The sequence below is a fragment of the Xanthomonas hyacinthi genome (assembly GCF_009769165.1).
Lineage (GTDB): Bacteria > Pseudomonadota > Gammaproteobacteria > Xanthomonadales > Xanthomonadaceae > Xanthomonas_A > Xanthomonas_A hyacinthi.
Genome location: NZ_CP043476.1, coordinates 2,207,228 through 2,218,892, shown reverse-complemented (window position 1 = coordinate 2,218,892; position 11,665 = coordinate 2,207,228). Strand labels below are relative to the sequence as shown.

Below are 11,665 nucleotides of genomic sequence, written 5' to 3'. Positions count from 1 at the left end.
CGCCGATGCCGCCCCCGCCCCTGCCTGCCGCGCGCAACCCGATGATCGACACGATGGCGAAGATCTCGCTGGTGGTCGGCGTGGTCTGGCTGCTGTCCGCGCTGGGCCAGCTGGCGCTGCTGGCGCTGCTGCCCGATGACGCGCTCCAAGGGGTGGTACTGCGCATCGGCATCACGCTGCCGGCGCTGCTGCAATGGTGCCTGGACCATCTGCTCGCCCTGTCGCTGCTGTCGGCCTTGCTGGCGCTGCTGTTCAGCGCCGCCGCCTGGGGACTGCTGCGACGGCGCGAATGGGCGCGGCTGAGCTTCGTGGCCTTTCTGGTCGGCACCGCCCTGGCCAACTTCGCCAGCCTGCCGCTGCTGTGGCAATTCTTCGGCGCGATGCAGCAGATGCTGCCCGAGGCGATGCGGCATAGCGCCGACGGCGCGCAGCTGCTTGGCCAGCTGCAGACCGGGCGCATGGTCGGCATCGCCACCGCCACGGCGACCGCGCTGGTGTTCGCCGCGCTGCACGGCTGGATCGTCTACCAGTTGTACCGACCCACGATCCGCGCCGAATTCCGCACCTGAACCGCCGCGCGCACCGCACGGCACCCGCGGCATAGCGGCCGCGCCATAATGGCCATGCGCCCCACCCTGTCGACCATCGTCGGCGCCTGGCGCACCCTCCCCCGCGTTTTAGCAATGCCATACCGCCATGACCGAGTTCGACCGAGTACGCGACTACCTGACCGGGCTGCAGGACCGCATCTGCGCCGCCATCGAGGCCGCCGACGGCCGCGCCCGCTTCGCCGAGGACCTGTGGCAGCGGGCCGAAGGCGGTGGCGGGCGCACCCGCATCCTGCGCGACGGCGCGGTGTTCGAGCAGGCCGGGATCGGCTTCTCCGACGTGTCCGGCACGCGCCTGCCGCCTTCGGCCAGCGCCAACCGCCCGGAACTGGCCGGCGCGGCGTGGCGCGCCACCGGCGTGTCGCTGGTGTTCCACCCGCACAGCCCCTACCTGCCCACCACCCACACCAACGTGCGCTTCTTCCGCGCCGAGCGCGACGGCCAGACCGTGGCCTGGTGGTTCGGCGGCGGCTTCGACCTGACCCCGTACTACCCGTTCGACGAGGACGTGCGCCACTGGCACCGCACCGCGCAGGCGCTGTGCGCGCCGTTCGGCGCGGACCGCTATGCGGCACACAAGCGCTGGTGCGACGAGTACTTCTTCCTCAAGCACCGCAACGAGACCCGCGGCGTGGGCGGGCTGTTCTTCGACGACCTGCACGCCGACTTCGAGCGCGACTTCGCCTACCAGCGCGCGGTCGGCGACGGGTTCCTGGATGCCTACCTGCCGATCGTCGAGCGCCGCCGCGCGCTGCCGTGGGGCGAGCGCGAACGCGAGTTCCAGCTGTACCGGCGCGGGCGCTACGTGGAGTTCAACCTGGTCTACGACCGCGGCACCCTGTTCGGCCTGCAGAGCGGCGGCCGCAGCGAGAGCATCCTGATGAGCCTGCCGCCGCGGGTGCGCTGGGAATACGGCTTCCAGCCCGAACCCGGCAGCGCCGAAGCGCGCCTGGCCGAGTACCTGGTGCCGCGCGATTGGCTGGCATGAACGCGCCACGCCGCGCGCCGCTGCCATCGCGCGTGCTGGCGCGCGAGGACAAGGCACGCATCGCCGAGCAGTTGCAGCGCCATCTGCATGCCGAACTGCAGCAGCAGATCGGCGGCTTCGAGGCCGAATTCCTGCTCGATTTCGTCGCCGATCGGGTCGGCGCGCAGTTCTACAACCGCGGCGTGCAGGATGCGCGCGCGCAGCTCGCCGCCCAGCTGGAGGCGCTGGACGACGCGCTCTACCAGCTCGAACAGCCGCCCGAGCCGGGCCGCTAGCCGCACCGCAAGTTGCGCCGATGCCGCTCCCACAGATGCAACACGCTGCCCCGCACCAGCGCTGCGGCCGCCCGCGGTTGCCGGCGCACACCGCCGCGCACCCCCCTCCCCACCGCTCAATCGTGCTTGCTGGTGAGGATGGTGATGTGGCCGTTGGTCTCCAGCATCGCCAGCTTGATCTCGTCCAGCCGCGGGCAGCCTTGCTGGCGCATCGCCGACTCGAAGTCGGCGTTGCTGACCAGTTCGCGGCGCAGCACCTGGCGGAACACGTGGCCGTCGCGCGCCAGCACCACCGGTTCGCCTTCGATCAAGCGCTCGGCGCGCTCGCTGCGCGAGGTGATCAGGCCGACGCCGAAGTTCAGCGCGATCAGCGTGGCCGCCAGCAACAGGCCGCCGCCGAGCGAGGTGTCCTCGCCGAGCAGGGCGTTCTGCACCGCATTGCCGAGCAGCACGATCAGCAGCATGTCGAACGGTGTCAATTGGCCCATCGCGCGCTTGCCCGACACCCGCACCATCGCCAGCACCGCCACGTACACCACCACCGCACGGAAAATGAATTCCCACCACGGCATCGACAGACGGAAAAGATCGGGCATCGCACGGCTCGCAGGGTGGGTGGAGCTGCGACCTTACGCCGACGGCGATGGCCGCGCACTGGATTTTCTCGGGCCCAATAAAAAAGCCCCGCGGACCAGGGGGAGGTCGGCGGGGCCAGGGAACGGAGACTTGGGGAGGAGTCGCCGTTCCTAGATCTGCTCCAGGGGATGGGAGGAGATCCGCGACAGGTATTGCGCCTGTCGAGGGACATAAAAACACTTTGCACCTTGCTAGTTCGTGAAGATTTTAGTTAAAAATTCATCGAATTAAGGACCGATTCATTCGCGAAATCCCACGCAACGCAGGGTTCCAGAAACGACTGCTCTTTATAGGGTGGATCCGTGCGCAAGAGCGCTACGGCCGATCGTTTGCGATGCGGACTGGATCCCGAAAGCGTGCGCTGTGCGCCATTTGGTGCGTCAATGCTCCAGCATCGATGCGTCCGGCTGCGCATTCCAGCGATGACGGGGAGCAGCCCAGGCACGGTCGCCGCTTCCGCTTCCGCCCCTGCATCCTTCCGCCAGACGCGTACGCGGTGCCGAAGACGGCATTCAGGCGTATTGCGGCCATCGCCGGCGCGCCGTCCGCCGTGGTCGTTGGCCCAGGCGCCCGGCCCGCTGGGCGGGGCGCACGCGCCGCTGTCCACCGCACCGGCCCTGACCGATCCCGAGTCCCGAGTCCCGAGTCCCGAGTCCCGAGAAAAGGCTAGTGCGCCTCGTCCCAGTTGTCGCCGACGCCGCTGTCCACCACCAGCGGCACCTTCAGCGCGGCGGCGCCGGCCATCCGCCGGGTCACCTCGGGCAGCAGGATGTCGACGAAGTCGGCATCGGCCTCGAACACCAGTTCGTCGTGCACCTGCAGGATCATCAGCGCGCGTTCGCGGTGGTTCTCCAGCCAGGCGTCCACGGTCACCATGGCGCGCTTGATGATGTCCGCGGCGGTGCCCTGCATCGGCGCGTTGATCGCGGCGCGCTCGGCGCCGGCGCGCAGGCCCTGCTGCTTGGCGTTGATGTCGTTCAGGTACAGGCGGCGGCCGAACAGGGTCTCCACGTAGCCCTGGGTGCGCGCCTGCTCGCGCATGCGCTCCATGAAGTCGCGCACCGCCGGGTAGCGGCTGAAGTACAGCGCCACGTAGTCCTGCGCCTCGCCGCGGCCGATGCCCAGGTTGCGGGCCAGGCCGAACGCGCTCATGCCGTACATCAGGCCGAAGTTGATCGCCTTGGCGGCGCGGCGCTCGTTGCCGGTCACCTCCTCGAGCTTGCGCCCGAACACCTCGGCGGCGGTGGCGCGGTGCACGTCCACGCCGGCGCCGAAGGCGCGCAGCAGGCCCGGGTCCTCAGACAGGTGGGCCATGATCCGCAGTTCGATCTGCGAGTAGTCGCAGGCGATCAGCTTGCGTCCCGGCGGGGCCACGAAGGCGCGGCGGATGCGGCGGCCGTCGTCGGTGCGGATCGGGATGTTCTGCAGGTTCGGATCGGCCGAGGACAGCCGCCCGGTGGCGGCGCCGGCCTGGTGGTAGCTGGTGTGCACGCGGCCGGTATCGGGATTGATCATCTCCGGCAACTTGTCGGTATAGGTGCTGCGCAGCTTGGCCAGGCCCCGGTATTCCAGGATCACCCGCGGCAGTTCGTGCTGCTCGGCGATCGCCTCCAGCGCCTCTTCGTTGGTGCTGGGCTGGCCCTTGGGGGTCTTCAGCAGCGCCGGCAGCTTCAGCTCGTCGAACAGCACCGCCTGCAGCTGCTTGGGCGAGTCCAGGTTGAAGGTGCGCCCGGCCAGTGCGGTGGCCTTCTGCTGCGCGGCCAGCATGCGCTGGCTCAGGTCCTGGCTCTGCCTGCGCAGTTCGACCATGTCCACACTGACCCCGTTGGCCTCGATCCGCGCCAGCACCGGCACCAGCGGCATCTCGATCTCGCGGTAGACGCTGGCCAGCGCCGGCACGGCGTCCAGCTGCGCGGACAGCGTGCGGTGCAGGCGCAGGGTGATGTCGGCGTCCTCGGCGGCGTAGCCGGTGGCGTCGTCGATGGCCACCTGCGAGAACGCGATCTGCTTGGCGCCCTTGCCGGCCACGTCCTGGTACTTGACCGTCTCGTAGCCCAGGTAGCGCCGCGCCAGCGAGTCCATGTCGTGGCGGCTGGCGGTGGAATTGAGCACGAAGCTTTCCAGCATGGTGTCGTCGGCGTAGCCGCGCACGTCCACGCCGTGGCGGCGCAGCACGTGCAGGTCGTACTTGCCGTGCTGGCCGACCTTGGCCTTGGCCGGGTCTTCCAGCAGCGGTTTCAGCGCCGCCAGGGCCAGGGTCCGGTCCAGTTGCACCGGCGCACCGGGGTAGTCGTGGCCCAGCGGCAGGTAGTCGGCGCGGCCAGGCTCGATCGCGAAGCTGAGCCCGACCAGGTTGGCGCGCATCGCGTCCAGCGCATCGGTCTCGGTATCGAAGGCGAAGCCGTCGGCCGCGCGCAGGCGCGCGAGCAATTCCTCGAACTGCTCCGGGGTCATGATCGCGGTGTATTCGCCCTTGGCGGCCAGCGCCGGGTCCAGCGATTCATCGATGGGCGCGGCGGCGCGAGCATAGCCGGCGGCGGTGCCGCGCAGGCTGGGGGTGACCTCGGCGGCGCCGGCCGGGGCGGCCACGCCGCCGTCCAGGTCGCGCAGCGCCTGGGTGAAGCCGTAGCGCTGGTACAGGCCGCGCAGTTGCTCCGGGTCCTGCTCGCGCAGGGCCAGCGTGCGCGGGCCGCCGGGCAGGGCCACATCGGTCTTGATCGTGACCAGTTCGCGGTTCAGCGGCAGCCGCGCCAGCGCCGCGCGCAGGTTTTCGCCGATCTTGCCCTTGATCGCGTCGGCGTTGGCCATGACCCCGTCCAGCGAGCCGTATTCGGCCAGCCACTTGGCCGCGGTCTTGGGGCCGCACTTGTCCACGCCCGGCACGTTGTCGATGGCGTCGCCCATCAGCGCCAGCAGATCGACGATCTGGCCCGGCCACACGCCGAACTTCTCCATCACCGCCGCGTCGGAGTCCATGCGGCTGCCGCTCATGGTGTTGACCAGCTGCACGCCGGGGCGCACCAGCTGGGCGAAGTCCTTGTCGCCGGTGGAGATGGTCACCTGCAGGCCGTCGCCGGCGCCCTGCAGGGCCAGCGTGCCGATCACGTCGTCGGCCTCCACGCCGTCCTCGCGCAGGATGCTGATGCCCAGCGCGTGCACGATCTGGCACATCGGCTCGACCTGCGCGCGCAGGTCGTCGGGCATCGGCGGGCGGTTGGCCTTGTACTGCGCGTACAGGTCGTCGCGGAAGGTCTTGCCCGGCGCATCGACGACGAAGGCGACGTACTCCGGGCGCTCCTTCAAGGTGGCGCGCAGCATGTTGACCACGCCGAACAGCGCGCCGGTGGGCTCGCCGGCGGGGTTGGTCAGCGGCGGGAGCGCGTGGAACGCGCGATACAGGTAACTGGACCCGTCGATCAGGACTAATCGGCTCATTGGCCGATTCTACGCTGGGCGGGGCTCGGGACTCGGGGCTTGGGACTCGGGATCGGGGAGCGCCTTAGCCCCTCTCCCCCCGGGAGAGGGGTTGGGGTGAGGGTAAGGCGCGAAGCGTCTCGCGGAGTTGGGCGCACGCGGCTCCACCCTTCGCACGCCGAATGCGGCGGCGCGGCGCATAATCGGCGGCGACGACTTCGGCTGTGGAGAACGCTGCGATGAAAGCCCTGATGCTGGTTCCGCTGTTGCTGCTGGCGGGCTGCGCCACGACCGGCCTTGGCCCGGACGGCGCGCCGATGGACGCGCGCGGCGCGGACGTGAGCAAACGCACGATGGACAACGGCGACACCGTGGAGGAATACCGGGTGTCCGGCCAGCTGCGCATGGTCAAGGTGACCCCGGCCAATGCCCCGGCCTACTACCTATACGACCAGAACGGCGACGGCCACATGGACGGCAACAAGGACAATGTGTCGCCGGTGTATTGGAAGCTGTATAGCTGGTGAGGCCCGTGGTGCTGGAGGCGATCGGCCTGCTCGCCGTGGCGCTGGCGACGCTGGAGCTTGGCCAGACCCTCTTCGAGGGACAGGTGCAGCGCGACGTCAAGATCAGCGGGCCGCCGCGGGTGCGCCGCTACCTGTGGCGGTTCTTCGTGGCCATCGTCATCGCCCTGGCGATCGAGACGCTGGTCTCGGTCTTCGAACTGATGCACGACGATCCGGCCAAGCTGCCCTACGCCACCGCGGTCGGCCTGTGCGCGGCGCTGTTGCTGATCGCCTGGGGCGTGTTCGTCAAGCTCAACCACAGCGCCGAGGAGCTGGAGCCGGAGGCGAGGGCCGAGGCCAGGCGCGAGGACGCGCAGATCGAATAGCGCGGCCGTCCGGCTCAGCCAGGCAAGCGGAAGAACCCGCGCGCGGTGGCGGTCGCCGCCGCCGCGGTCGCCGCCACGTCCTCGCCGCGGTCGCGCGCCAGCTCCTGGACGATGTGCGCCAGGAACGCCGGCTCGTTGCGCCGGTCCTTCGGCAGCGGCTTGAGCGTGCGCGGCAGCAGGTACGGCGCGTCGGTCTCGATCATCAGCCGCGATGCGGGGATGTTCTTGACCAGCTCGCGCAGATGCGCGCCGCGGCGCTCGTCGCACAGCCAGCCGGTGATGCCGATGTGCCAGTCGCGGTCCAGATAGTCGAACAACTCCTCGCGCGTGCCGGTGAAGCAATGCACCACCGCCGGGCCGAGCTTGCCGTCGAACTGGCGCATCAGCGCCAGGAAATCCGCATGCGCGTCGCGCTGGTGCAGGAACAGCGGCTTGCCGGTGTCGGCGGCCAGCTGCAGCTGCCGCTCGAAGGCGCGGTGCTGCGCCGGGCGCGGCGCGAGGTCGCGGAAGTAGTCCAGCCCGCACTCGCCCACCGCCACCACCGCGGCATGCGCATGCAGCGCGCGCAGCTCGGCATCGCATTCGGCGGTGTACTCGAGCGCGTGGTGCGGATGCACGCCGGCGGTGGCGTACAGGAAACCGGGATGCCGCTGCGCCAGCTGCAGCGCCAGCGGCGAGTGCTCGCGGCTGGCGCCGGTGACCACCAGCTGCGCGACGCCGGCGTCGCGGGCGCGCTGCAGCACCGCGTCGCGGTCGCGATCGAAGGAGTCGTGGGTGAGGTTGGCGCCGATATCGATCAGAGTCATGCGCAGATGCCGAGGAAGCCGGGCAGGAAAGCGGGAGATTGTACGGGGCCGGCGCTACCGGCGAGATGGACGCGCTCTACAGCGGCGCGGCCGATCCGTATCCTTGGCCGATGGCCTCTCCCGTTTTTCCGATCGATCCGCTGCTGCCGCAGATCCGCGACAGCCTCGCCGCGCATCCGCGGCTGGTACTGGAAGCCCCGCCCGGCGCCGGCAAGACCACCCAGGTGCCGCCGGCGCTGCTCGAGGCGCCGTGGCTGCAGGGCCGCCGCATCGTGATGCTGGAGCCGCGCCGGGTCGCCGCGCGCAGCGCCGCCACGTTCATGGCCCGGCAGCGCGGCGAGGCGCCGGGCGAGACCGTGGGCTACCGCATCCGCTTCGAGAACAAGGTGTCCGCGCGCACCCGCATCGAAGTGGTCACCGAAGGCATCCTGACCCGGATGATCCAGGACGACCCGATGCTCGACGGCGTCGGCGCGCTGCTGTTCGACGAATTCCACGAACGCCACCTGGCCGCCGACCTGGGCCTGGCGCTGGCGCTGGACGTGCAGGCGCAGGTGCGCGAGGACCTGCGCCTCGTGGTGATGTCGGCGACGCTGGACGGCGAACGCCTGGCGCAGTTCCTGGACGCGCCGCGCCTGTCGAGTGCCGGCCGCAGTTATCCGGTGGAGATCGCGCACTTCCCGGCGCGGCGCGAGGAGGCGCTGGAAGCGCAGACCCGCCGCGCCATCGAACATGCGCTGCAGCAGCATCCCGGCGACGTGCTGGTGTTCCTGCCCGGGCAGCGCGAGATCGCGCGGGTGCAGGCGGCGTTGGAGGGGGCTGGGGTGGGTTTGGGGATGCCCGCATCAGGGGCCGCTTCTGGCGCCCTCTCATCCGGCACCGCCTCGGGCGTACCCTCATCCGGCGCTGCGCGCCACCTTCTCCCGGGGGGAGAAGGGAGTGGCGGTGTCGACGTTTTGCCGTTGCATGGCGAGTTGCCGGTCGAGCAGCAGGCCAAGGTGCTGCAGCCCGATCCGCATGGCCGCCGCCGCGTGGTGCTGGCGACCAATGTGGCCGAATCCTCGGTCACCCTGCCCGGCGTGCGCGTGGTGATCGATGCCGGGCTGGCGCGCGAGCCGCACTACGATCCCAACAGCGGTTTCTCGCGATTGGACGTGACCGCCATCGCCCAGGCCTCGGCCGACCAGCGCGCCGGCCGCGCCGGCCGCGTCGCCTCGGGCTGGGCGTACCGGCTGTGGCCGCAGTCGCAGCGGCTGGAGGCGCAGCGCCGCGCGGAAATGCTGCAGGTGGAACTGGCCGGCCTGGCGCTGGAACTGGCGGCCTGGGGCAGCGACGCGCTGCGCTTCGTCGATCCGCCGCCGGCCGGCGCGCTGGCCGCCGCGCGCGAACTGCTGCAGCGGCTGGGCGCCTTGCGCGAGAACCATGCGATCACCGCGAGCGGCCGGCGCATGCTCGCACTCGGCACCCACCCCCGGCTGGCGGCGATGCTGCTGGCCGCGCCGGATGCGCGCGCGCAGGCACTGGCCTGCGACCTGGCCGCACTGGTCGAGGCGCGCGACCCGCTGCGCCAGGGCGGCGACGCGCTGGCGACACGCTGGCGCGCGCTGGCCGCGTTGCGCCGCGGCCGCGCCCCGCACGATGCCAACCGCGGCGGCCTGGCCGCGATCGACGCGGCGGCCAGGCAATGGCGGCGGCGCCTGCGCAGCGACGCCACGCCGCCGGACAACGTGGAAGCGCACGAACTCGGCGACCTGCTCGCCCACGCCTTCCCCGACCGCATCGCCACCCGGCATCCGGCCGATCCGCTGCGCTACCTGCTGGCCAACGGCCGCAGCGCGCGCCTGTTCGAGCACAGCGACCTGCGCGGCGAACCGTGGCTGGTCGCCACCGAATTGCGCTACGAGGCCAAGGACGCGCTGCTGTTGCGCGCCGCACCGGTGGACGAGGCGCGGCTGCGCGCCGATTTCCCGCAGCGCTTCGTGCAGCAGGACGTGGTGCGCTGGGACGCCGAGCGGCGCGCACTGAGTGCGCTGCGCGAAACCCGCTTCGACCGCATCGTGCTCGACAGCCGCCCCGCCGGCCGCGTCGATCCGGCGCATGCGGCGGCGGCGCTGACCGAGGCGGTGCGCGAACTCGGCCTGCAGGCGCTGCCGTGGAGCGCGCCGCTGAGCCAGTGGCGCGCACGCGCGGTCGCCCTGCGCGCGTGGATGCCGGAGCTGGCCCTGCCCGATCTCGGCGATGCGGCGCTGCTGGAAGGGCTGGACGCTTGGCTGCGCCCGGCCTTCGCCGGCAAGACCCGGCTCGACGCGCTGGGCGAGGATGAACTCGGCGAGGCGCTGAAGTCGCTGCTGCCGTGGGACCAGCGGCAGGCGCTCGAGCACCACGCGCCGACCCGGATCACCGTGCCCTCGGGCATGGAGCGGCGCATCGACTACGCGCTCGACCACGCCGGCCAACCGCAACCGCCGGTGCTGGCGGTGAAACTGCAGGAACTGTTCGGCCTGGCCGACACCCCGCGCGTCGCCGACGGCCGCGTGCCGCTGCTGCTGCACCTGCTCTCGCCCGGCGGACGCCCGCTGCAGGTGACCCAGGACCTGCGCAACTTCTGGTCCAGCACCTATCCGGACGTGAAGAAGGAAATGAAGGGCCGCTATCCCCGCCACCCATGGCCGGACGATCCGTGGACCGCCGCCGCCAGCCATCGCGCGAAGCCGCGCGGCACCTGAGCGTGCGGCCGCCGCGCATTCAGCCGGCAGACGACTCCATGCTGGCGCGCTAACGCCGTCTATACGGTGTGCAGGGGACACTGCGGCCCTTATTCCTGCCAGTAGGGACGCCCCCATGAGCAAGCTGACCATCATCACCGACCGCGCGCTGGATCTCGCCAGCCATGCTGGCGACAGCCTCCGTCACATCGGGCCGCAGGCCAACAAGTGGCTGCAGTCCGGCGCCGCCATCGGCGCGCTCAAGACCGGTGCGGCGCTGGGCGCGGTGAAGACCGGGACCAAGGTCGCGCGTATCGCGGTGCGGCGCAATCCGGTCATCGCGATCGCGGCGGCCGCGGTGGGTGTCGGTCTGCTCGGCTATGCGATCTACCGCAAGCGCCAGCGCGGCAAGAACGCGCCGATCGAAGGCGATTCGCAGCGCATCGACGCCAGCAAGCGCGGCAACGCCGGCGCGCGTCGCTCTGCGGCACGGACCTCGCGCCGCGCCGCCGCCGCGCAGGAAGCCACCGAGGAATAAGGCTGGCAGGATCGGTGCTGGCGACAGCGGCGGCGACAGCAGCAGCGCCTAAAAAAGCAGCGACCGGATGACGCATCCGGTCGCTGTTTTCGTTTAACGTCCGCAGACCACGTGATGCCCGCTACGGGTTGCTTCCTATAGAGCGGCTTCAGCCGCGACAAGTTTTCACGGGAAGACCCGTCGCGGCTGAAGCCAAACCTTGTATCTGGACATGGCGTTACAGCGCCCGCCACGCGCCAGGCGCCAACCCCTGCAAGCTGTGCGTGCCGATCGCCGCCCGCACCAGGCGCAAGGTCGGCAAACCGACCGCCGCCGTCATGCGCCGCACCTGGCGGTTGCGTCCTTCGCGCAGCACGATCTGCAGCCAGGCATCGGGCACCGTCTTGCGGAAGCGCACCGGCGGATCGCGCGGCCATAGGTCCGGCGCCGTCTCCAGCACGCTGACCTGCGCCGGCGCGGTCGCTCCGTCGTTCAACACCACGCCCTCGCGCAGGCGCTGCAGCTGTTCGGGCTGCGGCACGCCTTCCACCTGCACCCAGTACGTTTTCGGTTGCTTGTGCCGCGGATCGGTGTAGCGGTGCGCCAGCGCGCCGTCGTCGGTGAGCAGCAGCAGGCCCTCGCTGTCGTAGTCCAACCGCCCCGCCGCGTACACGTCGGCGGGCAGGCCGAACTCGGCCAGGGTGCGCCGCGGCGGTTCGCTGCGATCGGTGAACTGGCACAGCACATTGAACGGCTTGTTGAACGCGATCAGCATGGAAGCGGGGATTGGAGAGCGAAGATGCGGAAACCGGCGAAGCAGCGAC

General features: G+C 70.7%; 10 protein-coding genes and 1 pseudogene. 7 read left to right on the top strand and 4 right to left on the bottom strand.

Annotation, left to right across the window (positions count from 1 at the left end; all coding sequences use genetic code 11):
* The first annotated feature begins 5 nt into the window (after positions 1-5).
* The 3 genes from FZ025_RS10005 to FZ025_RS09995 all read left to right on the top strand — a co-directional run bounded on the left by FZ025_RS10005 (position 6) and on the right by FZ025_RS09995 (position 1,871).
* Complete coding sequence (locus FZ025_RS10005; RefSeq protein WP_104558846.1) at positions 6-569, top strand: hypothetical protein; 564 nt, start codon at positions 6-8, stop codon at positions 567-569.
* Between the two features lie 127 nt (positions 570-696).
* Positions 697-1,596 (top strand): oxygen-dependent coproporphyrinogen oxidase, encoded by a 900-nt coding sequence (gene hemF / locus FZ025_RS10000; protein ID WP_104558847.1) that lies wholly within the window; start codon positions 697-699, stop codon positions 1,594-1,596.
* Entirely contained in the window at positions 1,593-1,871 is a 279-nt protein-coding gene (locus FZ025_RS09995; protein ID WP_104558848.1) for a DUF2164 domain-containing protein, read from the top strand. Before hemF ends, FZ025_RS09995 begins: the two co-directional genes overlap by 4 nt.
* A 116-nt stretch (positions 1,872-1,987) precedes the next feature.
* On the opposite strand, the gene FZ025_RS09990 is transcribed toward FZ025_RS09995, so the two are convergent.
* Positions 1,988-2,467 (bottom strand): DUF421 domain-containing protein, encoded by a 480-nt coding sequence (locus tag FZ025_RS09990; RefSeq protein WP_104558849.1) that lies wholly within the window; start codon positions 2,465-2,467, stop codon positions 1,988-1,990.
* A gap of 706 nt (positions 2,468-3,173) precedes the next feature.
* Positions 3,174-5,942 (bottom strand): DNA polymerase I, encoded by a 2,769-nt coding sequence (gene polA, locus FZ025_RS09985; RefSeq protein ID WP_104558850.1) that lies wholly within the window; start codon positions 5,940-5,942, stop codon positions 3,174-3,176.
* Between the two features lie 218 nt (positions 5,943-6,160).
* Here polA and FZ025_RS09980 point away from each other — a divergent pair, with 218 nt between their 5' ends.
* Together FZ025_RS09980 and FZ025_RS09975 are read left to right on the top strand one after the other, a co-directional pair.
* Positions 6,161-6,448: a DUF2782 domain-containing protein gene (locus FZ025_RS09980; RefSeq protein ID WP_104558851.1), complete on the top strand. Its 288-nt coding sequence runs from the start codon at positions 6,161-6,163 to the stop codon at positions 6,446-6,448.
* 5 nt (positions 6,449-6,453) lie between these two features.
* A pseudogene (locus FZ025_RS09975) lies at positions 6,454-6,813 on the top strand (hypothetical protein); the annotation flags it as partial.
* Between the two features lie 14 nt (positions 6,814-6,827).
* On the opposite strand, the gene FZ025_RS09970 reads toward FZ025_RS09975, so the two are convergent.
* Positions 6,828-7,619: a TatD family hydrolase gene (locus FZ025_RS09970; RefSeq protein WP_104558852.1), complete on the bottom strand. Its 792-nt coding sequence runs from the start codon at positions 7,617-7,619 to the stop codon at positions 6,828-6,830.
* 110 nt (positions 7,620-7,729) lie between these two features.
* Between FZ025_RS09970 and hrpB the strand changes: the two genes are divergently transcribed.
* Positions 7,730-10,345: an ATP-dependent helicase HrpB gene (gene hrpB / locus FZ025_RS09960; protein ID WP_244292502.1), complete on the top strand. Its 2,616-nt coding sequence runs from the start codon at positions 7,730-7,732 to the stop codon at positions 10,343-10,345.
* A 115-nt stretch (positions 10,346-10,460) separates the two neighbouring features.
* Positions 10,461-10,862: a hypothetical protein gene (locus FZ025_RS09955; RefSeq protein WP_104558853.1), complete on the top strand. Its 402-nt coding sequence runs from the start codon at positions 10,461-10,463 to the stop codon at positions 10,860-10,862.
* A 217-nt stretch (positions 10,863-11,079) separates the two neighbouring features.
* On the opposite strand, the gene FZ025_RS09950 is transcribed toward FZ025_RS09955, so the two are convergent.
* Positions 11,080-11,616 (bottom strand): pseudouridine synthase, encoded by a 537-nt coding sequence (locus FZ025_RS09950; RefSeq protein ID WP_104558854.1) that lies wholly within the window; start codon positions 11,614-11,616, stop codon positions 11,080-11,082.
* Positions 11,617-11,665: the final 49 nt, after the last annotated feature.

Excerpts from the sequence above, each read along its gene's own strand:
- FZ025_RS09955 (WP_104558853.1), top strand. The coding sequence starts at position 10,461 with ATGAGCAAGCTGACCATCATCACCGACCGCGCGCTGGATCTCGCCAGC.
- FZ025_RS09990 (WP_104558849.1), bottom strand. The coding sequence starts at position 2,467 with ATGCCCGATCTTTTCCGTCTGTCGATGCCGTGGTGGGAATTCATTTTC.
- FZ025_RS09980 (WP_104558851.1), top strand. The coding sequence starts at position 6,161 with ATGAAAGCCCTGATGCTGGTTCCGCTGTTGCTGCTGGCGGGCTGCGCC.
- FZ025_RS09950 (WP_104558854.1), bottom strand. The coding sequence starts at position 11,616 with ATGCTGATCGCGTTCAACAAGCCGTTCAATGTGCTGTGCCAGTTCACC.
- FZ025_RS09995 (WP_104558848.1), top strand. The coding sequence starts at position 1,593 with ATGAACGCGCCACGCCGCGCGCCGCTGCCATCGCGCGTGCTGGCGCGC.
- hemF (WP_104558847.1), top strand. The coding sequence starts at position 697 with ATGACCGAGTTCGACCGAGTACGCGACTACCTGACCGGGCTGCAGGAC.
- FZ025_RS10005 (WP_104558846.1), top strand. The coding sequence starts at position 6 with ATGCCGCCCCCGCCCCTGCCTGCCGCGCGCAACCCGATGATCGACACG.
- polA (WP_104558850.1), bottom strand. The coding sequence starts at position 5,942 with ATGAGCCGATTAGTCCTGATCGACGGGTCCAGTTACCTGTATCGCGCG.
- hrpB (WP_244292502.1), top strand. The coding sequence starts at position 7,730 with ATGGCCTCTCCCGTTTTTCCGATCGATCCGCTGCTGCCGCAGATCCGC.
- FZ025_RS09970 (WP_104558852.1), bottom strand. The coding sequence starts at position 7,619 with ATGACTCTGATCGATATCGGCGCCAACCTCACCCACGACTCCTTCGAT.